Genomic DNA, 20,173 nt, shown 5'->3' with positions numbered 1-20,173 from the left:
ACGGCGATCGCCCGGACGTCCACCGGACATCTCGTTCACCGCACTGTCAGCTTGCGCCAGCGTTGCGGTGCGTCGCCGTAGCGGCGTTGGAAGGCTCGGCTGAACGCGGCATTGGAGGTGTAGCCGGTGTCGGCGGCGATCCGGGACACCGGGTCGGTGGTCGAGCGCAACAGCTCGGCGGCGTGGTCGAGGCGGCGCTCGGTGACGTAGGCCGCCGGGGCCCGGCCGAGCAGGCGGGTAAAGCGTTCGGCGAACGCGGACCGGGACATCCTGGCGTCCCTGGCCAGCGTGGTCACGGTCCACGGTTTGGTCGGATCCCGGTGGATTGCGGCCAGCACCGGCCCGAGTGCGGGATCCATCGCCGCCGTGAGCCAGCCCGGCTCGGCGTCGTGTCCCGCGAACCAGGCCCGCAGGGTGTGGATGAACAACAGGTCGAGCACCCGCGAAATCATCGCAGCGGCACCGGGATTCGGGCTGGTCACCTCGATGAGTAGCACCGGCAGGATGGCCGCGAGCCACGGCCGGTGGCTCGGGTCCGCCGGAATGTGGATCGCCCGGGGCAGCACCGAAAGCAGCGGTGCCGCGATGGCCTCCTGCACCGCGAACGTGCCGGTGACCCAGCGCGGCGCCTCGGTGTCGAGGCGGAAGGTGTCCGAATCCCGCAGCGGCCGCGCAGCCGCTCCGGCGCCGGCGCTGAGTGAGTGCGCGTCGCCGCAGCCGAGCAACACCAGGTCGCCGGGCCCGAGCAGGATCGGCGGATCGTCACCGACGCGCAGCCGGATGCTGCCGCGTTCGACGACGTGCAGCAGCCGGATGCCGTCCGGAATGGTCACCTCGAACGGAGCGGGCGGGGCGAACCGGGCCACGGTGTCCCCGTGCAGCCGGACGGCCTCCAGGATTTCCGAGAACGCGTCGAGGTCCTCGGTCTGGCTGAACACGATCGATACTCCTGGAGTTTCGGCAAACTATCTCGGCTTCTGAAGCATAGCTATTGCCTGATTGTCCAGATAACTTGGAGCTTGCTCGCCGCGAGAGTCCTGCTGCTCCATCGTTGAAAGGTCAAAAATCATGCGTAACAACACTTCTCGCGACAACGCGGGCCGTACCCGGGCGGCACGTCGCGGCCTGCGCACGGCCGCGCTGACCGTCGCAGCGGTCACGCTTGGCATGACCGTCTCGGCCTGCACCGCGTCCGCTGACGACGAGACGCCCGCGCCTAGCGGCGACAAGCCCGCCGTGCTGCTGGTGCACGGTGCCTTCGCCGACGGGTCGAGCTGGAGCAAAGTGGCCGCGCAACTACAGCGCGACGGCTATCAGGTGACGACGGCGGCGGTGCCGCTGCGCGGGCTCACCTACGACGCCGCCTACATCCGCAGCGTGCTGGACGGGCTGCCGGGCAAGACGATTCTGGTCGGCCACTCCTACGGCGGTGCCGTGATCACCAATGCCGCGACCGGGTCACCCAAGGCGGCGGGACTGGTCTATGTGGCCGCATTTTCTCCGGACGAGGGTGAGCCGGTCGGCGCGCTGGACGCGAAGTTCGGCGGACCGGCCACCAAAATCGGTGTCCCGCACGAGTTCCCACTGCCCGGCGGCGGATCCGGTCAAGAACTGACCATCGCGCCCGACAAGTTCCACGACAACTTCGCGCAGGACCTGCCGGAGAGCGAGACGACCGTGCTCGCCGCCGCGCAGCGCCCGATCGCGGTGGCCTCGTTCACGGAACCGAGCGGTGCGCCTGCCTGGAAGTCGCTGCCGAGCTGGGCCCTGGTCGCCAAGGACGACCACATGATCCCCGCCGATGGACAGCGGGAGATGGCCAAGCGGATGAACGCCACCACCGTCGAAGAGGCGGGCAGCCACGCGGTCGCGCTATCGCAGCCGAAGGCGGTCACCGCGCTCATCGAGAAGGCCGCGGTCAGCGTGCAAGGCTGAGCGAGTATCCGCCGAGCGTCAATACAACAGCGTTTCTCAGGGGAAGCCAGTCGCTTTTCTCAGGCAGCGGCTCAACACTGTGTTGGCGTGAGTCATCTGGAATTGCCGTTTCTCGTGCTGTTCGGCACGATCCTCGCCCAGCCGATCGGGCGGCGGCTCGGCGTGGCCCCGGCCGTCTTGATGACGGTGTTCGGCTGCGTGCTCGCATTGATCCCGGCGGTGCCGGATGTGCGGGTAGCGCCGGATCTTATTCTGCCGCTGCTGCTTCCGCCGCTGCTGTACGCGGCGGCGCGGCGCACCTCGTGGCGGACGTTCGCGCAGAACTGGAGCGCGATCGCGCTGCAGGCGGTCGGGTTGGTCGTCGCCACCGCGGCGGTGGTCGCGGTGGCGGTGCACGTGTGGGAGCCCTCGGTGCCGTTGGCCGTCGCGTTCGTGCTCGGCGCGCTGGTCGCGCCGCCGGACCCGGTGGCCGTCGGCGCGCTGGCCGGTCGGCTCGGACTGCCGCGCAGGCTGGTCGCGGTGCTGGAGGGGGAGGGGCTGTTCAACGACGTCACCGCGATCGTGCTGTACGGGATCGCGGTGCAGGCGGTGGTCACCGGCCAGTTCTCCGCGTGGTCGGCGGCGCTGGATTTCGTGATGTCCGCGGTGGTCGGCGTCGCGGTCGGCCTGGTGTTCGGCTGGGGCGGCAGCTGGCTGATGCGTCGGCTCGACGAGGCCGCCTGGCAGGTGGCGTTGGGGCTCGCGCTGCCGTTCGCGGCCTACCGGCTCGCCGATGCCTGGGGCGGGTCGGCGGTGCTCGCGGTGCTGGTGTGCGCGCTGTATCTGACCGACGCCGCCACCGATTTCGGCGACAGCGACTATCGGCTGATCGGCGACTCGTTCTGGTCGATCATCGAAATGCTCGTCACCGGAATCGCTTTCGGTCTGATCGGGCTGGAACTGGCCACCGTATTGCGTGACGTCGGACCGGATTGGCCGCGTTTCCTCGGTGTCTCCGGCGCGGTGATCGCCGCGGTCGTCGGCGTCCGGCTGGTCTGGTTGATGGCGACCTGGGCGCTGTTCGGTCGGTGGTGGCGGCGTCGCGAAGCCGACGAGCCCTACACCTGGCGCGAGACCATGGTGACCTGGTGGGCGGGGCAGCGCGGCGTGGCCACGGTCGCGCTGGCCCTGGCCGTGCCGCTGACCACCGAGTCGGGTGCCGAGTTCCCGTGGCGCAGCGGAATCCTGTTCACCGCCTTCGCTTTGGTGCTGTTCACCCTGCTGATCCAGGGGCCGACGCTGTCACTCGTGGTACGCGCCACCGGGGTTCGCGTCGACACCGAAGCGGAGCGGAATATGGAGCGGCAGTTATGGACTCGTATTCTGCGCGCGGAACTGAACCGTCTGCAGCAGGTGGCCAACACCGAGAACCTGCCCGACGAGGTCTATGACCGATTGCATGTCGGCATCGAAAGGCGGCTCGCCAGAGCCAATCCCGAGGCCGCCGACGATGCCAAGGCGGCGGCGGAGCGGAGCTTCCGGCTCAACCGCAAGCTCGCCAGGATCAATCAGGAAATACTGACGGCCGGGCGCACCGAAGCGATGTCCGCCCGGCGAGAGCCCGGCGTGCCACCGGATCTGGTCGATCGAGTGATGCGCCGCCTCGACCTGCGCTCGCCTTAGCGGGGCAGTTTGCTCGGCCGGTACCGCACGTTGACGACCGTCGGCAGCTCGTCCGAGCCGATTTCGCGCAGGCGGACCGGCTCGCCACCGGGGTTGTCGTACAACCGGATACCGTCGCCGAGCAAGACCGGCGTGATGTGCAAGTCGATCTCGTCGATCAGTCCTAGCTCGAGCAGTTGGCGGCCGATCGTCGGCGAGAACACCTCGAGGTTCTTGCCGCCCGCCGCAGTCAGCGCGATCCGCACCGCTTCGGCGACGCCGCAGTTCAGGAACGTGACTCGGTCGTCGGGTCGCGCGTCCTCAGGGTGGTGGGTGAGCACGAAGATCGGCCCGTGCCAGGCACCGCCGTACGGGCGGTCCTCACCTGCCTTGTCCCAGCCCTTTCTGCCGCCGAGTACGGCGCCGGTGGTCTCGACATATTCGCCGACCAGTCCCGGGCGGAACGCGAACCCGGTCATCCAGTCGTGCCCGTTGTCCGGCCCCGCGACGAAGCCGTCCAGCGACATCGTGAAGTGCCAGAGCACCTTTGCGTCGGCGGTCTGCGGTTCGGTGTCCTGCATCGTCTTCTCCCGCCATCCGATTGCGTTCTGCAATCGGTAGATTCACCGTAAAGCATCTGGTTGCGTTTCGCAATCAGATGGCCGATCGGCAGTACTGGGCCTACTTCGCATCCTCACAGCAAACAGCCCGGCGAAGCTCCCGAATCCTCGTCAGGTCTGCTGCTACCGTCCGAAACCGTGACTACGGACCGCGGGGAAGCAGCTCGTTCGGACCGCCGCCTCGGGCTGCGCATGTGGCTCTTGCCGGTGGCCCTCCTGGCCGTGTTCATGGCCCTGCTCGGCACCATGTACCTCGACTATGTGGTCGATCCGGAAGAGAACATGCACGATTTCCCGATCGCACTGGTCAATCAGGACGTCGGCGACACCATCGGCGCGCAAGGGCAGGAGCGGCAGGTCAAGTTCGGCGACGAGGTGACCGAGGGCCTGAAGAAGGCGGTGCCCGCGGACAAGATCGACCTTCAGGTGCTCTCCGTGAACGAGGCCTCGCAGCGGATGCAGGACAACAAGGTCTACGGAACCATCCTGATCCCAAGCGACTTCAGCAAACGACTGGGCATCCTCGGCGTCGGCAGTGTGATCCCCGGTGACATCCAGCGCCCGATCATCACGTTGCAGACCAATCCGCGCAGCGGTGCCTTCGTCACCGAGATCGTCACCCAGATCGGCAGTCAGGCGCTGGACCAGGTGAACAAGCAGGTCGGCGCGCAGCTCACCGAACAGGTCAAGGCGCAGCTCACGCCACCACCCGGCGGGTCGCCCGCCGCCGAACTGAGCGGCGCCAGCCGCGTGGCCCTCGCCGCGCCGCTGCAGATCGTCACCGAACCATTCCATCCGCTGCCCAGCGGTACCGGCCAAGGTCTCACGGCCTTCTTCTACGCGCTGCTGCTCCTGCTTGCCGGTCTGGTCGGCTCGATGACCATCCACACGATGATCGACGCGCAACTCGGCTTCGTGCCCACCGAGTACGGGCCGTGGTTCGTGCACTTCCCGCCGACGCCCATCTCGCGGTTCCACACCCTGCTGATCAAGTGGGGCGTGATGGTGGTGACCGCGAATGTCGTTGCGGGCGTGTTTCTTATCGTCGGAAACGCGCTCGGCATGCCGATCGATCACCCGCTCGGGCTGTTCCTCTACAGCGCGCTCGCCATCATCGCCGTCGGCATCACGGGATTGTCGATCCTCGCGGCGGTCGGTTCGGCGGGCCTGCTGCTCAACTTGATCTTGTTCATCATTCTCGGCCTGCCATCCTCGGGCGGTACCGTGCCGATCGAGGCGACGCCGAAATACTTCGGCTGGCTCGCGTCTTTCGAGCCGATGCACCAGGTGTTCCTCGGCGTCCGCTCGATCCTCTACTTCGACGCCAGCGGGCCGGCGGGCCTCAGCCGCGGCGTCTGGATGGCGGCGCTCGGCCTGGCCGTCGGCCTGATCCTCGGCACCGTGATCACCCGGTTCTACGACTACAAAGGCTTGCGCCGCAGCGGAACCGGACGGCCCGCACCCGCATAGCGCGGCGCCGGCCTCGTCCGTTCCTGCCGCAGTCGCGACGCCTCCTGCGTACCCTGAGTCGGCGAGTTGCCCGGCGGCCTTGGCGCCAGCCGATTCCCTTCGACCAGAGAGCGTTTCGTGACTACTGCTCAGTTTCCTTTTCCGGTCCGCGATGTCGAGCGCAAGGTGCTCGATCGAGTCGCCGAGTTGGCGGAGGGATTTCGGGCCGTTGCGGCCGAATACGACGAGCGGGCCGAGATCGCGGTCGGGCATCTGACGGCGCTACACGACGCGGACCTCGATCGGGCGGTGTTACCCGAACGAGTGGGCGGGCTCGGCCTGAGCTACGCGGCATTCGGGCACGTGGTGTGCGTACTCGCCAAGGCGGACCCGTCGACCGCGACGATCTGGACCATGCACGCGGGTGCCGGTGTCGCGCTAGCGGAACTCACCGGCGAAACGCTCGGTTCGTTCTTCGCCGACGAGTTCCTCGCGGGCAAGCGATTCGCCAACGCGCTGTCCGAACCGGCCAGCGGCAACCGCTTTCTCAATCCGCAGCAGGACGCCGTTCCGGCCGCGGGCGGCTGGTCGCTCACCGGGGCGAAGCGCTTCGTCTCCGGCTGCGAGATCGCCGAGTACCTGCTGGTGAACGCGCGGGTCGACAATGCGCCCGCCTTCTTCGGCGTGGTGCCCGACGAGACGGTCTCGACCATCCCGATCTGGGACACCCTCGGTCTGCGGGCAACGCGCAGCCAGCTGCTGTCCTTCGACAACACCGTGCTGCGCGCCGAATATCGCGGTCGCGCACCGGGCTTCGGTGACTTCGCGGTGATTCCCGCCGGCCTGCCCGCGATCTCCCTCGGTATCGCCGACGCCGCGTTGGACGCGCTGGTCGAGCACGCGCGGTCGCGGGTGATCCTCGGCAAGCCGCTGTCGTATCAGCAGTGGGTGCAGTACGAGGTCGCCGACGTGCAGACCAGGCTGGCGGCCGCGCACGCGTTGTACGAGCGCGCGCTGTGGGAGGCCGACAACGGGCTGCCGAGCTTCTTCCCCAACCTGTCGCGGGCCAAGTATCTGGCGAACAAGGTCGCCGTAGCGGTCGCGCAATTGGGTGTGCGGGTCGGTGGCGCCTCGGGTTACCTCAAACAGTCACCCATCCAACGCCATCTACGCGACGCTGAAGCAGGCCAGTTGATGGCGTACTCGACCGAGGTGATCGCGGGCGAGATCGGCAGGCTGGTGCTCGGCGTGCCGGAAGACGAGTAGTTCTTATCGCTACTTTCCGGGGGTGCTCATATCGAAGCCAGCACAACGGAATTGTCTGTAAGCAACGTTCCATTACCGCAAGTGAGTTCTCCCACAATCGAATTGGGTTTCAAGAGTTGTTCCGCGATAACGGAGGTGTGCCGCCCGTCGATGTGGATATCATCGTCGGGGCCGCACGTATTCGGCTGCGGCAGGGAACAATTGGGGAGTGCGGACAATATGAGCAAGACGTGGGGCCGTGGGGTTCTTTTCGGCATGGGCGGGGTCATGGCGCTGCTGGTGGGAGCAGCGGTCGTCGCACCAGCGACGACCGCGGCACCGATCAGGACTGATGATCAGGGACAGGTTTTACCTCCGACGCTGACCGCGACAGCTAACCCGGACAGAGGCGATGGACTTGGCCGGACCATAGATGTGACGGTCGTCAACCCCAACGCGGAGTTCTCGAATATCAATTGCTGGGCGTTCATCGACGACACATTTCCGGTCGCCGGGGACCATAACCCCCTCATCACCTATAGCGACGGCGGTGATCGTGCCTTTCCCGGGCAGACACAGCACGCCACCCTTGCGCGCCTCCGGTCAGGCGAGCGGGTCATAACAGCTAGCTGTCACACAGGTGAAATGCGTCAGAACAAGTATCTGGAAGCGAAAGCTACCCCCATCACCGTGACCGTCGGCGGGTAGCCGACAACGCGACCTCGGCCCCTCATGCTATTTGCCAGGGCAGAGTCGCCTCGGTGTGCTGTCAGTCGCGAGCTTCGCGTCGACGCAGCCTGCCGGTAGGTCGCCGTAGGTCTGGGTGCCGAAGTTGGCTGTGACGGTCAGCTCGCCGTCGCCGAAGGTGGTGCGCTGCACTAGGTGGTCTTCGGTGAGCCACTGGAAGCCGGTCATCTGGGCGGTGCCTGCCGCTTCGTGCAATGGCGCGAAATACTTTTGCAGGAGGGCGATTTCAGGGCCGTGCGTGGCGAGCTGCTCTTGGTCCAGCACCAGGTTCAGTGGGGTGTTGTTCAGGATCGCGGTCAGTGCGCGCATCGTTTGTTGTTGCGGCAGTTTGTAGTACGGGAGTTCCCAGCGGTCCAGATTGATCACCGAGTCGTGCAGGACGGTCTCGTACAGCGGGACACGGTAAGCCGGGTCGAACATGGCCTTGGCTGCGGCGGCGGGTAGTTCGGCGGGCTGGAAGAAGGTACGGGGCGCGCGTGCTGGGGACCAGCCGCCCCAGGTTTCCTTGTCGCGTTCGGCCTTCCACAGCAAATCCGACACCGGAGTCTGAGAGCCGTGGCTGTAAGCGAGCACCGTGCTCGCCCATGCGCCTGCGGACTCGGATCCGAGCGCCTGCTTGCCCGACAGCTTGCGCATGCGTGCCAGGCGATTGCCGCGGTCCTGCTGCTGGTTCATCGGGTGGTCAGGGCTGTAGTCGTCGAAGAGCTCGCCTGCGGCGTCTACGTCGAGAAAGTACGTGTTCGCGCCGTTGGCGGTGATGTTCGCGTACCGGTCGTCGAGCACGCGCGGATCTTGCGCCAGCGCTTGGGAACTGAGGTAGCAGCCGCGATCCCCGAAGCCGGTTTCCGGTTTACCGTCCGCGTCGTGCACGCAGCCGTTCGGCCATAGCTGGCCGGGCCAGCGGGAGCTCGGGTTGTCGGCGGTGGCGGGGTCTTGTGCGTTGGCGTACGAATCGTAGGGTCCGGCAAGGTATCCGGCCCGTTTGGCGGCGTCGATCGCGTCGCGGGTCATCGGGTCGTCACCGGCGTCGTAGCCGAGCCACATTCGGCTCAGACCCAGATCCTGCATTTTGCGGATGGCCTCCGATGTGCGGCCGTCGCCCCAGAGGTAAGCGTGAAATGCGCCGAGTAACTGGGAGATCGGCGGGTTCGTGCGGATTTTGTCGGCCAGTGAACGGAACTGGCCGTGTTGCATCAGCCAGGCGCGGTAGTCCTTGGCGGCGGCGACGGGTGACGCGTCGGTGATGGCGAAAGTGACTGTGTAGTCCCGGGTGTCGGCTCGCGCCGCGAATTCGTGTGCGGCGGTTGCGCGCAGCTTTCCATCGGTGGAGGTGACTGTCAGTGTGGTGCCGATGTCGCTCGGGGCGAGGTAGCTCACACCGCGTTCACCGAGGCGGTAGCCCCAGAACGGCATGGTGAGACCGGAGGTGAGGTCGAGCGGATTGTCGATCAGCGTGGCGCCGGGGGAGCTCCAGAAGGCGTCGCCGACGGGTAGGGACAGTCCCTCGCCGCGAGGAAGTTGCAGGGCTGTCGTGGTCGGATCGGTGCCGGTGACCGGCCAGGCGAGGCGCTCGTCGCGGTCGCTGTGCACGGTGACGCGGAGGCGGCCGTCGGCCGAGTCCGCTGACACGGTCAGTCCCTTGTCGGGGTAGGTCCACGTCGCTAGCTCGCCGGTGATCCGAACCGGGCCTGCCGCGCCGAGGCCGCCCACCGCGCCATCGGAGATCGCGATGCGCGCACCGTCGCCGGTGACGCCGATGATCGACAGCGATGTCGTGTCCACGTCCGCCTGGCCGCCCGCGATCGGCACCAGCACGTGATTGCCGCGCTGCTCTGGTCGTGCGCTTCCATCGTCGCTGTCACAGGCGGTCAGGCCCGCGATCAGTAACACGGTGGTGAGGGTGGCCCCGATGCTCCGACGTCTCATGCCAGGCACGGTTCCGCAGCCGGATGAGAGTTCGATGAGACGACGCCGGGTCCCCGGCCTGCGCCGATCCGATCCGTAGTATCCGAACAATGCGCGTTTTGGTGGTGGATGACGAAGACGCGGTCCGCGAGGCTCTGGTGCGCGCGATGGACAGCGAGGGCTACGAGACCCGCGCGGCAGGCGACGGCGCCGCCGCGCTCGCCGAGATCGAACGGTGGCAGCCGGAGGTGGTGCTGCTGGATGTGCTGATGCCGTTCATGGATGGGCTGACGGCGTGCCGCCGGTTGCGGGCTCGCGGGGACCGCACGCCGATCCTGATGCTCACCGCCCGCGACGCGGTCGCCGACCGGGTCGACGGACTCGACGCTGGCGCCGACGACTACCTGGTCAAACCGTTCGACCTGGATGAGCTGCTCGCCAGGGTTCGCGCTCTGGTCCGGCGCACCTATCCCGACGACGGTGCCGTCCTGTCCTGCGCGGATCTCGTCATGGACACCACCGCGCACGAGGTCCGCCGCGGCACCCGCCTCGTCGAACTCAGCCGCACCGAGTTCGCGCTGCTCGAGGTGCTGCTGCGCAACGAGGGCCAGGCGCTGCCGCGCGAGACACTCATCGAACGCGTCTGGGGGGCAGGACTCGGCTCGACGTCGAACTCGCTCGAGGTCTACATCCGGTACCTGCGCCGCAAGCTCGAAGCCGACGCCGAACCCCGGCTGATCCACACCCTGCGCGGCATCGGCTACCGACTGGCCCCGCCGTGAGGCTGCCTGGTTCGCTGCGCGCCCGCATCGCGCTGTTCTGCGTCGCCGCCATCGCAGTCGCGCTGGCGGGCATGGGCTTGGCCGCCTATGCCGTGGTCGCCCACGAACTCGACAGCTCCCTCGACCTCGGCCTGCGCCGGGAGGCCACCCGTATCAGCCGCACGATCGCCACGGACGCCGACGTCGCCACCGCCTCCGGACCGTGCCGGTATCTGACCGCTCCGAGCTGCGTCCAGGTCGTCGCCGCCGACGGGCACATCGAATCCGAGCACGACCCGAACCAGCCGTTACCCGTCGACTCGGCCACCACGGCAGTCGCGGCAGGCACCCGACCGGCCTACTTCAGCGACATCAGCCTCGACGGCTACCGACTCCGAATGTACACCGCGCCACTACATTCCGGCTCCGCGGTGCAAATAGCCCAACGCTCCGACCCCGTCGAAACCAGCCTGCGCCGCGTCGCCTACGCGCTCCTCGCCGCGGCCGCGATCGGTACCCTGCTCGCCATCGCGGCGGGGCTCCTCGTCGCCCGCCGAGCCGTCGCCCCGGTCACTATCTTGACCACCGCCGCCGAACGCATCGCAGGCACCCGCGACCCCCGCCACCACATCACCGTCACCGGCCCCGACGAACTCCAAAGCCTGGCAAGCAGTTTCAACACCATGCTCGACGAACTAGACCAGGCCTTGACCGCCGAACGCGACTCCCGCGCGGCCCAGCACCGCCTGATCGCCGACGCCTCCCACGAACTCCGCACTCCACTTACCGCCCTGCGCACCAACATCGACCTACTCGGCCGAGCCTCCCGCCTCAGCAGCACGCAACTGGACGAAACAGCGTCCGCCTTACGAACTCAGTCCGACGAGCTCTCCGGCCTGGTCACCGACCTCATCGACCTCGCACGCGCCGACGACCCGTCCGCAGCCTCCGAACCTTTCGAAGACCTACGCTTGGACCTGCTCGTCGCCGACTGCCTTCGTGCAGCCGAACGTCATTGGCCCACTGTGACATTCGAATCCGATCTGCAACCGACCACCATCCTGGGCGCCCCCGCCCGCCTGACCCGCGCCATCACCAACCTCCTCGACAACGCCGCCAATTTCAGCCCACCCCAAGCCACCATCCACGTCGCCCTCCACCACCACGACCTGACCGTCCGCGACCACGGCCCCGGCATCCCACCCCCTGATCTCCCGCACATCTTCGACCGCTTCTACCGCTGCACCGCCGCACGCACCAAACCCGGCCACGGCCTAGGCTTGGCCATCGTCAAACAGGTAGCCGACCTGCACGGCGCCACCCCCACCGCCGAGCCAGCCCCGAACGGCGGCACCGTATTCCACCTGACCTTCCCGCCGCCAACACCTGACCCCCGATCTCAATGAGCACCGAAACTGCTTCGACTCCAACAGGCAATTGCGAGACCATGGCGCAATGCATGATGGATGGCCCGATCGCCTGATAGTGCGTCCCCTGACCCGCGGCGACGCTCGTCAGGTGGCCAGCTGGCAGTACGACGGCCCGTGGCACATCTATAACCTCACTGCGAGCGATGGCCTCCCCGCTGCCGCGGATGGCTACTCGGCCGTGGCAGACAGCGCGACGGACCGAATAGTCGGATTCTTCTGCACCGGACCAGAAGCACGGGTCCCCGGCCTCGACGAGGACCCCGACGTGCTCGATCTCGGTGTCGGCATGGATCCGAGATGGGTCGGCAAAGGCCACGGCATGGCCTTCGGCGGCACCGTACTCGGCCATCTCCGCCGAGACCACCCGGCGACCCCGGTTCGCGCGGCGATCCAAGCGTGGAACCTTCGGAGCCGGCAATTGGTCCGTCGGCTCGGATTCGTTGAGCGCGAACAACATCAGTGCGTCCAGGACGGCCGATCTGTCACCTACGTCGTCGCGATCTTGTCCACCACGGCTCGGTGAACGGGTTCTCGCATGCGCCGCGTCGCCAACGCGTGGCGATCCCCAGATTTGCCGCTGGCGTGCTGCGCTCGGAAGGGGAAATATAGGCGTGCAAACCGCCTGCGGGGCGGCGCAGCGAAGTCGGTCGCCTCCGCCATGTTCGGCCACGAGATGGGAGCCGACTGTGCACGACCTCACCGACACCACTGCGGCGCGGCAGGGCACGTCCGCCGACGAACTCGCCGAGACCTACACCTGGGAGGTCGTTCATGACGGCGCGACCGTCGAGTCCGGCGAGACGCGGCTCGGCGAGGCGCATCCGCTGACCGGCAGCACCGCGGGTCAGCATTACGAGATCGCGTGCGGGGTGTTCGAGCAGGCGTGTGACAGTGCGGTGGAGGAGCACCGCTATGAGGTGATGATGGCGCGGGTGGAGGAGCGAGCCGAACCCCACCCGGTCACCGTCGTCACTGTGAATCTTCGCTACGGCGACGGGAGCATCGCGGTATCGATGACCGCGCATCCGCGGCACCGTCCGATCACCGACACGGACATGGCCGAGTACCGCGACTACCTAGAGTGGGCCGAAGAAGATCACCGTCGTTTTCTCGAGCAGAAGGCGCTGAACGACGAAACCTTCGAACTCCCATGGGAATCCACCGAGGACGACTGGACCCCGGACGAGACGATCGACCAATCCGATCCACGCCTTGCCCGCATCGCGGAACTGGAAGCCGAGGCCGCCGACATCCGTTCGGAGGTCTTCGACCCCGACCACTGCCGTGAACTCCAGTTCCGCGCCGAGCAAAAGCTCCGCGAGGCAACGACCGCCGCGGCGGCGGCCGCGGGCGACGACACAGCGCTGGCCGCGGCCGAACGAGAACTGGCCCACCGCGTCGAACGCGTCACCCGGTGGACCACTCTCCTCGCCGAAACCACCGCCGCATACCTGCAGGCCGCCGCATTGGACGCCGAAGCCGCGCGCGTGCGCCGCGCACTTCAGGCCGACACGCAACCGGCCGAAGGCGGCTAGGCAGCCGTCATAGCGCCAGCAGTGCGCGATGGCCGATGCGCGGATCGGCCAATGGGCGCAACGCTATTCGCATCAACGCGAGCGCGTTGTCGTCGCCGGCTATGCGGTTCGCTTTGAGGCAACCGCAGGCCAGGCATTGGTGCACGAGCTGCCATTCGCCGTTGTCCCGGGTGGACATACTCACCGCCGCCATCCGCCCTCGGCACTGCTCGGCTCGGTCGCCGGGGACGCGCCGGTCCACGTGGCGACTGGTCAAGCAGTGCGGGCAGTGGTTGCGGTGGGCGGTACCCGGCGCGGTGACCGATACGTCCATCCGGCATCCGACGCAGCGGAACGCGTCGCCGGATTCGCCTGCGCGGCCGTGCAATACGTCCTTGGCGCGTTGCGGGCGGCGGCCCGCGGGTTTCCTGCGTGGCATGTCGCACCCCCTACAGATCGCCGAAGACTTCGAGCGGGAACGGTGGCTCGGCGAGCGGGCGAACGGCCATCCGCATCAGGATGAGCTGGTTGTCGTCACCGCACACGGGGTGCAGCGCCAGCTCGTGACAGCGGGTGCAGCGATGCACCACGGCCCATTCGCCGGTGCGCAGCACAGCGATCGACAGCGGCGCCATTCTGGCGCGGCAGTCGGAGGTGCCACCGTCGACGTGGTCGTGGGTGTGCTGTGAGTTCAGGCAACTCGGGCAGTGGTTGCGCCTGCTGTTGTCCGGCGCGAGCGTGGCCACGACGAGACCGCAGCGGACGCAGGTGAAAGTGTCGGTGCGCAGTGCTGCGCTCGGACCGTGAGAGGTGTTGTCTGACACCCGGATCACTCCTTTGCTGAGGGCTGAATAGCGGTAACAGCAGGAGCAGGCCGAGCGCGCCTCGAAGCTTAGGTAGCGGCTGTGGGCTGTGCGGGCGCGGACGAACCGATGCGGCTCGATTCCACGCGATGAGGCGCGCTCGGCGCGGTCCGGGTCATAGACACTCTTTCCTTCTCTCGGGCGCTCTACCAGCGCGGCAGCAACCGTAGCAACGGCGGCTCGCGGGCCGCCACTGATTTTGGCGGGGGAGATCAGGTCCGATAGTTCCGGACCACCAGCACCAGGCTGCCCGCCGCCGCGAGGGTGGCGACCGCGAACATCGCGGGGTAGCCGAAGCCCCATTGCTGATTCAGGAAGGACAGCAGGGCGGGCACGCCGAAGCCGAGGTAGCTCACCGAGTAGAACACCGCGGTCAGCCCGGCCAGATCGGCTGGGCGCGCGATCCGTTCGATTTCTTGCAGACCGGCGACTAATCCGATGCCGTATCCCGCGCCGAGCACAACCGCCGCCGCCAGCGTTGCCCAGAGCGTCAGCGCGCCGGAAGCCCAAGCCGCCGTGACCATTCCGCAGGTGACGAAGCCCAGCGAGGCGACGGCCGCGCGTGCGGTGCCCGCCTTGTCGATCCGCCGCGCCACCGACTGGATCGCGAAACCGCAACTCAGCGTGATGACTCCGACGAGCGCCGAGAACGCGATCGGCGCGCCATGAATGTGCGGCGCCATCAGCGCGGGCATGATCGCGTACGCGGTGCCCGCGGAGGTGAACAACCACAGCGCGACCGGCAGTGCCACGCAACGGAATCGGCGGTGCGCGGCGGCGGGCACCTTCAGATCGTCGATCAGTCGGCCTGGATTCTCCTGGGGGAGTACCGTTTCCGCCGCTCGCGCCACCCAGAATGCGGCGACCAGGCACAGCGTCACATTGATCAGATAGGCGAGGGTGTTCGGCCACGGCGCCCACTGCGCAAGCACCCCTGCGGATCCCGCGCCGACCGCGAAACCGCCGGTGAGACTCATTGCCGACCGCCGCGCCCCGGTGCCGCCGGGCAGCGCGGGCCCGAACGGTGGCTGCGCGAGCTCCTTCAACCAACTGCTACCCACCGCCATCGCCAGCCCGAGCGCGACCCCGCACAGCACCCGTCCGGCGGACAGCACCGGCACCGACGCGGACCCGAACGCCAGCAGCAGCGAGCCCGCCGCACTGATCAGCGGTGCGGGCCGCAGCAACGCGCGACGCCCGAACCGATCCGACAGCGGCCCGCCGATCAACAGCGCGGGCACGATGCCGAGGACGTAGTAGAACAGCAGCAGATCCACCGTGGTGGCGGGCAGCCCGTGGTTCTTGTACATCACCAGCAGCGGGGTGAATTCGTTTCCGCCCCAGGCGATCGCGAACATCGTCGCCGCGACACCCCACCATGCCTTCGCCCTGATCTCGGTGGGCGCGGACCGGACCGCGGTGGTCGGCGTCGCCATCACAGTCCTCGTAGTTCTAGTTGGTGCACGCCGGAGAGGTGCTCGGCCAACGCGGTGGCGAAGCGTTCGACCTCGCCTGCCTCGATCAGCCCGGCCAGGTGGGCGTGCTGTTCGATGATCCGGTCGATGTCGATCGGACCGCGGCGTAGCGCCACGCTGTTCATCCGCCGTTGCCGCTCACGCAGCGAGTCGTAGAAGCTCGCCAGCAGCGGATTGCCCGCCGCGATTACATAGCAGCGATGAAAGTCGGTATCTACCAGAGCGAACTGGTCGAGGTCCCCGGCCGCGGCCAGCTCGCGCTGCCGGTCGAGCGACGATCGGAACAGCGACGTCAGCGCCGTGCGGTCGGTCGAGGCCAGCGCGCGCACCGCGGCCGCCTCGACGACGTAGCGGGCGTACGCGACATGCTCGGCCTCATCGGGCGGAATCGGCACCACCAGCGCACCGCGCTTCGGATAGAGCTTCATCCACCCTTCGGTCTCCAGCCGCAGGAACGCCTCGCGCACCGGCGTCCGCGACGTGCCGAGGTCGGCGGCGATCTCGCCCTCGCTGATCAGCTCGCCGCCGGCCAAGGTGCCGGTGAGGATGCGTTCCTTGACCTCGCGATAGGCCTGCTCAGCTGATGAATACGTCTTAGACACAAGTTGTATCTTAGGTGCGATCGGCAGCTAACCGACTGTGAGGTTTGTTACCGGCGGCGCTGCTGGCCGAACATCTTGCGAGTGAGGCCGCTCACGTTGGCTACAATATGAGGATTCGTCGATAGATCCGGCTGAAATAAGAATTATCTTCATAGATATAGACCTACACACGCATGATATTCATACTTTTAGCAACAACGGTCCATATTATGCGGATCGACTATCGACATCCATGAACATCCAGACATTCAGGAGCGCAGGTGAAGATCGGGGTCCCCCGCGAGGTCAAGAACCACGAGTACCGGGTCGCCATTACCCCGGCCGGTGTACACGAGCTCGTGTCACGCGGGCACGAGGTGTACATCGAGTCCGGTGCCGGTCGCGGCTCGGCGTTCGAGGACGAGGCATACACCGTCGCCGGCGCGCGGGTGCTCGGCACCGCCGACGAGGTCTGGGGCACCGCCGAACTGGTGCTCAAGGTGAAAGAGCCGGTCGTCGAAGAGTATTCACGCATGCGCGAAGGTCAGGTGCTGTTCACCTACCTGCACCTCGCCGCATCCAAGGAATGCACGGACGCGCTGCTGAGCTCCGGCATCACCTCGATCGCCTACGAGACGGTCACCGGCCGCGACGGCTCGCTGCCGCTGCTCGCGCCGATGAGCGAGGTCGCGGGCCGCCTGGCCCCGCAGGCGGGCGCCTACCACCTGATGCGCAACGGCGGCGGCCGTGGCGTGCTGATGGGTGGCGTGCCCGGCACCCCGCCCGCCAACGTGGTCGTGATCGGCGCGGGCGTCGCGGGCGGCAACTCGATCGCCATCGCGCACGGCATGCGCGCCGAGGTGACCGTGCTCGACCTGAACATCGCCCGCCTGCGCGAGATCGACGCGCAGTACAAGGGGCAGGTGCGCACCATCATGTCCAATCGCCTCGAGGTCGAAAAGGCCGTGCGCGAAGCCGATCTGGTGATCGGCGCGGTGCTGGTGCCCGGCGCGAAGGCGCCCACGCTGGTCTCCAATGACCTTGTCGCGCAGATGAAGCCGGGCTCGGTGCTGGTCGACATCGCCATCGACCAGGGCGGCTGCTTCGCCGATTCGCACCCGACCACGCACGCCGACCCGACCTACCGGGTGCACGAGTCGGTGTTCTACTGCGTCGCCAACATGCCCGGCGCGGTGCCTTACACCTCGACTGTCGCGCTCACCAATGCCACGCTGCCGTACGTGGTGTCGCTGGCCGGGCACGGCTGGCGCGAGGCCGTGGCGATGGACAAGGGCCTGGCGAGCGGTCTCAGTACGCATGGTGGTGTGCTGCTGTCCGCTTCCGTCGCGGCCGCGCACGGGTATGTGGCCGAAAGCCTGGCCGCGTAACCTGTTTCGCAAAGGCGGCCGACCCACTGGGTCGGCCGCTTTTGGTTATGCGGTGGGATTCGTCCTCGGCCGCATGTGCTCGAAGATGAGAATCGTCTCGGTTGAGGCGACCGCCGGATGTTCGCTCAAGTTGTTGAGCACGAACCGGCGCAGCTCGTCGGTGTGCGAGGTGGCGACGTGGATCAGGTAGTCGTCGGCGCCCGCGATGAAGTACACGTTGAGCACCTCCTCGAACTCCGACATCTGCTCGCCGAATTCGGCGAGGTGCTGGCGTGCGCTGGCGCGCAACCGCACCGCGATCATGGCCTGCAGGCTCCGGCCGAGCGCGGCCGGATCGATATCGGCGTGGAACCCGCGGATGACGCCGCGTTCCACCAGCGCGCGCACCCGCCCGAGGCAGGTGGACGGCGCGATCCCCGCCGCTGCGGCCAGCGCGTTGTTCGTCATCCGGCCGTCCCGCGCGAGCTGGTCGAGCAGGATCCGGTCGATATCATCGATCGGCACCCCGGCCGGCGGGTGGATCGGCGGCACGGGTGGGGTCGAGCCGCCGGGTGAATCGCTCTTACGCATACCTCGACCGTACAGAATCTTGTTCGTAAATCCGCCTTATTTATGAATGATATTCACAGAACTGGGATCTCGTTGCTGTTATGCACGCCAAGAGGTCGCGCGCACCCCATTGCTGAGGTCTTTACCTGTCAGCACGCGCAATCGCCACGGTCGCAGTCGCAGCACGCTGACGCTCGGCGACTCCGGCCCGGTCCAGCCGGGAATGCCGATGCCTGCGGGGTCGTAGCCGAGCGGTAGCGGTGTGCTCCGGAACAACTCCCACACGGTGGTCTTCGTTTCGAGATCGTCGACCCATTCGGCCGCGCACTCCGCCAGACAGGTGTCATGCGTCGGTGCCCAGTAGTTGCATGCCACGTATGGGCTGTGCGTCAGCTGCGCCAGCTTGGGCGGGGTCTTACCGGTGATGATCCATCCGATCAGCTCCTGCCCGTCCCACTGCCAGATCGGGTGCAGGATGCGGCTGCGCGGCCGTCCCGCCGGATCGGTCGTCGACACGGTGGACCAGACAATGCCGTGCGCCAGCTCCACGAAACGTGGTGCGATATCGCCCAATTCGGTCACATCGGCCACTGTAGCCTCGCGCCCGGTCTCAGACCACCGGCCGGGCATGCGGCCGAGCCTGTTCCAACTGCGCCGCGACGGTGAGGATGGTCGTTTCGCCGTTGCTCGGGCCGATCAGCTGCACCGCGAGCGGCAGCCCGTCCGTGCCGATCCCCGCGGGCAGCGAGGCCGCCGGGTGGCCGGTCACGTTCCACAGCGTCGTGTAGGCCACCAGCGGAATGGACCGGAGCTGGGCGCGCACGGTGCTCGCGCCGTCGAGCGCGCCGATGCGTGGCGGCCGGCCCGCGAGGGTGGGAGTGAGCAGCAGGTCGCAGTCGGCGAAGACCCGATCGACCTTGCGCGCCAAGGCTTCTCCCTGTCGGATCGCCCATTCGACAACAGGGCGCCGGGCCCAGGTGCCCATCGCGATGGTCTGGCGGGTGCGGCGTTCGAGGCGTTCCGGATGCTCGACATGCTCGGCTTCGTCCCGCACGCCGCCGAAGAACTGAGGGAAGAAGGCATGCAGCGTTTCCGTGTAGTGCGGGTCCACCTCGAACACCGAATGTCCCAGGTTGGCAAGCAGTTTCGCGGTGTCGTGCACCGCACGCACGTGCTCTGGATCCGGCTTCGCCAGCGCGTTAGGCGATTTCGTGCTGTAGCCGATCCGCAGGCCGGTGGTGGGCTGCCGTGCGGCCTGCTCGAACGACATCACCGGCTCGGGCGCGGTGAACCGGTCGTCGGGGGTGTTGCCGCGGATCACGTCGTACACGATCGCCGAGTCAAGGACGCCGCGGGTCAACGGCCCGGTCACCCCGAGTGACCACCAGAGATGCTCGAACGGCGCGACCGGCACCCGTCCGCGCTGTGGTTTGAGGCCGAACAGCCCACAGCAGGCCGACGGAATCCGGATCGAGCCGCCGCCGTCGCTACCGATCGCGACCGGGACCAGGCCCGCCGCGACCGCCGCGGCCGAGCCACCGCTGGAGCCGCCGGTTGTCCGGTTCCGATCCCAGGGATTGCGGGTCACCCCGTAGGTGCTCGACTCGGTGAACGGCCACTGCCCGAATTCCGGCATCGTTGTCTTGCCGACGATCACCGCGCCCGCGGCGCGCAATCGGCGTACGACCTCGGAGTCTGCCTTGGCGGGCGTCGAGTTGGCCCGGGTGCCGAAGGTGGTCACCAGACCTTCGACGTCGATCTCGTCCTTGATCGCGATCGGGATGCCGTGCAGCGGTCCGGCGGCGCCCGCGGCGCGCGCTCGGTCGCTCTCGATCGCCTCGGCCCGGGCCTGTTCATGGCGCACCCGGGTGAACGCGTTCAGATCCGCGGCCGCGTCGATGCCGTTCAGCGTGGCGGTGACCAATTCCTGCGAGGACAGGGCTCCCTGCTCCAGCAGCTCTCGCTGCTCGAGCACGCCCGCCGATACGACGTCCTGGAGATCCATCTACCGCTCCTCTCGGCCACACAGCGCTGCGTGACCAGCACGACGGAACCGTCGGGCCGAAGACC

General features: G+C 67.5%; 20 protein-coding genes. 10 read left to right on the top strand and 10 right to left on the bottom strand.

Going from position 1 to position 20,173, the window contains the following annotated elements:
* Positions 1 to 35: 35 nt before the first annotated feature.
* The gene (locus tag ACIA8C_RS39910; RefSeq protein WP_397144133.1) at positions 36 to 938 is read right to left on the bottom strand and encodes a cupin domain-containing protein; all 903 of its coding nucleotides are present in this window, start codon (positions 936 to 938) and stop codon (positions 36 to 38) included.
* 130 nt (positions 939 to 1,068) lie between these two features.
* Between ACIA8C_RS39910 and ACIA8C_RS39905 the strand changes: the two genes are divergently transcribed.
* Both ACIA8C_RS39905 and ACIA8C_RS39900 read left to right on the top strand, forming a co-directional pair.
* A complete protein-coding gene (locus ACIA8C_RS39905; protein ID WP_397144131.1) occupies positions 1,069 to 1,935 on the top strand; it encodes an alpha/beta fold hydrolase in 867 nt (288 codons plus the stop codon).
* A gap of 87 nt (positions 1,936 to 2,022) precedes the next feature.
* Entirely contained in the window at positions 2,023 to 3,597 is a 1,575-nt protein-coding gene (locus ACIA8C_RS39900; protein WP_397144129.1) for a Na+/H+ antiporter, read from the top strand.
* On the opposite strand, the gene ACIA8C_RS39895 is transcribed toward ACIA8C_RS39900, so the two are convergent.
* Positions 3,594 to 4,157, bottom strand: coding sequence for a dihydrofolate reductase family protein (locus ACIA8C_RS39895; RefSeq protein ID WP_397144127.1), 564 nt, complete (start codon positions 4,155 to 4,157; stop codon positions 3,594 to 3,596). The two genes, ACIA8C_RS39900 and ACIA8C_RS39895, sit on opposite strands and share 4 nt — an antisense overlap.
* A 177-nt stretch (positions 4,158 to 4,334) precedes the next feature.
* On the opposite strand from ACIA8C_RS39895, the gene ACIA8C_RS39890 reads away from it, so the two are divergent.
* The 3 genes from ACIA8C_RS39890 to ACIA8C_RS39880 all read left to right on the top strand — a co-directional run bounded on the left by ACIA8C_RS39890 (position 4,335) and on the right by ACIA8C_RS39880 (position 7,598).
* Positions 4,335 to 5,666, top strand: a complete 1,332-nt coding sequence (locus ACIA8C_RS39890) for an ABC transporter permease (protein ID WP_397144125.1) — start codon at positions 4,335 to 4,337, stop codon at positions 5,664 to 5,666.
* A gap of 117 nt (positions 5,667 to 5,783) precedes the next feature.
* Positions 5,784 to 6,911: an acyl-CoA dehydrogenase family protein gene (locus ACIA8C_RS39885; protein ID WP_397144123.1), complete on the top strand. Its 1,128-nt coding sequence runs from the start codon at positions 5,784 to 5,786 to the stop codon at positions 6,909 to 6,911.
* 219 nt (positions 6,912 to 7,130) lie between these two features.
* The gene (locus tag ACIA8C_RS39880; protein WP_397144120.1) at positions 7,131 to 7,598 is read left to right on the top strand and encodes a hypothetical protein; all 468 of its coding nucleotides are present in this window, start codon (positions 7,131 to 7,133) and stop codon (positions 7,596 to 7,598) included.
* A gap of 27 nt (positions 7,599 to 7,625) precedes the next feature.
* Here the strand turns inward: ACIA8C_RS39880 and ACIA8C_RS39875 are convergent, their stop codons facing one another.
* Positions 7,626 to 9,563 carry a glycoside hydrolase gene (locus ACIA8C_RS39875; protein ID WP_397144118.1) on the bottom strand — a complete coding sequence of 646 codons (1,938 nt, stop codon included), beginning with the start codon at positions 9,561 to 9,563 and terminating at the stop codon, positions 7,626 to 7,628.
* 89 nt (positions 9,564 to 9,652) lie between these two features.
* Between ACIA8C_RS39875 and ACIA8C_RS39870 the strand changes: the two genes are divergently transcribed.
* The 4 genes from ACIA8C_RS39870 (at position 9,653) to ACIA8C_RS39855 (ending at position 13,268) form a co-directional block, all read left to right on the top strand.
* Complete coding sequence (locus ACIA8C_RS39870; protein WP_397144116.1) at positions 9,653 to 10,324, top strand: response regulator transcription factor; 672 nt, start codon at positions 9,653 to 9,655, stop codon at positions 10,322 to 10,324.
* Complete coding sequence (locus tag ACIA8C_RS39865; protein ID WP_397144114.1) at positions 10,321 to 11,709, top strand: ATP-binding protein; 1,389 nt, start codon at positions 10,321 to 10,323, stop codon at positions 11,707 to 11,709. Before ACIA8C_RS39870 ends, ACIA8C_RS39865 begins: the two co-directional genes overlap by 4 nt.
* A gap of 49 nt (positions 11,710 to 11,758) precedes the next feature.
* On the top strand, positions 11,759 to 12,256 hold the full coding sequence (locus tag ACIA8C_RS39860; RefSeq protein WP_397144112.1) for a GNAT family N-acetyltransferase: 498 nt from the start codon (positions 11,759 to 11,761) through the stop codon (positions 12,254 to 12,256).
* Between the two features lie 163 nt (positions 12,257 to 12,419).
* The gene (locus ACIA8C_RS39855) at positions 12,420 to 13,268 is read left to right on the top strand and encodes a hypothetical protein (protein WP_397144109.1); all 849 of its coding nucleotides are present in this window, start codon (positions 12,420 to 12,422) and stop codon (positions 13,266 to 13,268) included.
* Positions 13,269 to 13,275: 7 nt separating this feature from the next.
* Here ACIA8C_RS39855 and ACIA8C_RS39850 read toward each other — a convergent pair whose 3' ends face one another.
* From ACIA8C_RS39850 to ACIA8C_RS39835, 4 genes are all read right to left on the bottom strand, one after another.
* Positions 13,276 to 13,686: an RNHCP domain-containing protein gene (locus ACIA8C_RS39850; RefSeq protein ID WP_397144107.1), complete on the bottom strand. Its 411-nt coding sequence runs from the start codon at positions 13,684 to 13,686 to the stop codon at positions 13,276 to 13,278.
* A gap of 10 nt (positions 13,687 to 13,696) precedes the next feature.
* Positions 13,697 to 14,071, bottom strand: coding sequence for an RNHCP domain-containing protein (locus ACIA8C_RS39845; RefSeq protein WP_397144105.1), 375 nt, complete (start codon positions 14,069 to 14,071; stop codon positions 13,697 to 13,699).
* A 251-nt stretch (positions 14,072 to 14,322) separates the two neighbouring features.
* Positions 14,323 to 15,546, bottom strand: a complete 1,224-nt coding sequence (locus ACIA8C_RS39840) for an MFS transporter (RefSeq protein ID WP_397144103.1) — start codon at positions 15,544 to 15,546, stop codon at positions 14,323 to 14,325.
* Complete coding sequence (locus tag ACIA8C_RS39835) at positions 15,546 to 16,187, bottom strand: GntR family transcriptional regulator (RefSeq protein ID WP_397144101.1); 642 nt, start codon at positions 16,185 to 16,187, stop codon at positions 15,546 to 15,548. Before ACIA8C_RS39835 ends, ACIA8C_RS39840 begins: the two co-directional genes overlap by 1 nt.
* A 260-nt stretch (positions 16,188 to 16,447) precedes the next feature.
* Here ACIA8C_RS39835 and ald point away from each other — a divergent pair, with 260 nt between their 5' ends.
* A complete protein-coding gene (gene ald, locus ACIA8C_RS39830) occupies positions 16,448 to 17,554 on the top strand; it encodes an alanine dehydrogenase (RefSeq protein WP_397144099.1) in 1,107 nt (368 codons plus the stop codon).
* A 45-nt stretch (positions 17,555 to 17,599) separates the two neighbouring features.
* Here ald and ACIA8C_RS39825 read toward each other — a convergent pair whose 3' ends face one another.
* The 3 genes from ACIA8C_RS39825 to ACIA8C_RS39815 form a co-directional block, all read right to left on the bottom strand.
* On the bottom strand, positions 17,600 to 18,124 hold the full coding sequence (locus ACIA8C_RS39825; protein ID WP_396997230.1) for an Lrp/AsnC family transcriptional regulator: 525 nt from the start codon (positions 18,122 to 18,124) through the stop codon (positions 17,600 to 17,602).
* A 78-nt stretch (positions 18,125 to 18,202) separates the two neighbouring features.
* The gene (locus ACIA8C_RS39820; protein WP_397144097.1) at positions 18,203 to 18,685 is read right to left on the bottom strand and encodes a pyridoxamine 5'-phosphate oxidase family protein; all 483 of its coding nucleotides are present in this window, start codon (positions 18,683 to 18,685) and stop codon (positions 18,203 to 18,205) included.
* 28 nt (positions 18,686 to 18,713) lie between these two features.
* Entirely contained in the window at positions 18,714 to 20,108 is a 1,395-nt protein-coding gene (locus tag ACIA8C_RS39815) for an amidase (protein WP_397144095.1), read from the bottom strand.
* Positions 20,109 to 20,173: the final 65 nt, after the last annotated feature.

The organism is Nocardia sp. NPDC051321 (genome assembly GCF_044455225.1).
In the GTDB taxonomy this organism is placed as follows: Bacteria; Actinomycetota; Actinomycetes; order Mycobacteriales; family Mycobacteriaceae; genus Nocardia.
Note: the sequence above shows the minus strand (reverse complement) of the source record. Positions and strands in the feature narration are given on the sequence as shown.

Bases quoted from the DNA above. Each gene is read 5' to 3' on its own strand.
- ACIA8C_RS39905 (WP_397144131.1), top strand. From the start codon at position 1,069: ATGCGTAACAACACTTCTCGCGACAACGCGGGCCGTACCCGGGCGGCA.
- ACIA8C_RS39895 (WP_397144127.1), bottom strand. From the start codon at position 4,157: ATGCAGGACACCGAACCGCAGACCGCCGACGCAAAGGTGCTCTGGCAC.
- ACIA8C_RS39880 (WP_397144120.1), top strand. From the start codon at position 7,131: ATGAGCAAGACGTGGGGCCGTGGGGTTCTTTTCGGCATGGGCGGGGTC.
- ACIA8C_RS39875 (WP_397144118.1), bottom strand. From the start codon at position 9,563: ATGAGACGTCGGAGCATCGGGGCCACCCTCACCACCGTGTTACTGATC.
- ACIA8C_RS39870 (WP_397144116.1), top strand. From the start codon at position 9,653: ATGCGCGTTTTGGTGGTGGATGACGAAGACGCGGTCCGCGAGGCTCTG.
- ACIA8C_RS39860 (WP_397144112.1), top strand. From the start codon at position 11,759: ATGCATGATGGATGGCCCGATCGCCTGATAGTGCGTCCCCTGACCCGC.
- ACIA8C_RS39850 (WP_397144107.1), bottom strand. From the start codon at position 13,686: ATGCCACGCAGGAAACCCGCGGGCCGCCGCCCGCAACGCGCCAAGGAC.
- ACIA8C_RS39840 (WP_397144103.1), bottom strand. From the start codon at position 15,546: ATGGCGACGCCGACCACCGCGGTCCGGTCCGCGCCCACCGAGATCAGG.
- ACIA8C_RS39825 (WP_396997230.1), bottom strand. From the start codon at position 18,124: ATGCGTAAGAGCGATTCACCCGGCGGCTCGACCCCACCCGTGCCGCCG.
- ACIA8C_RS39815 (WP_397144095.1), bottom strand. From the start codon at position 20,108: ATGGATCTCCAGGACGTCGTATCGGCGGGCGTGCTCGAGCAGCGAGAG.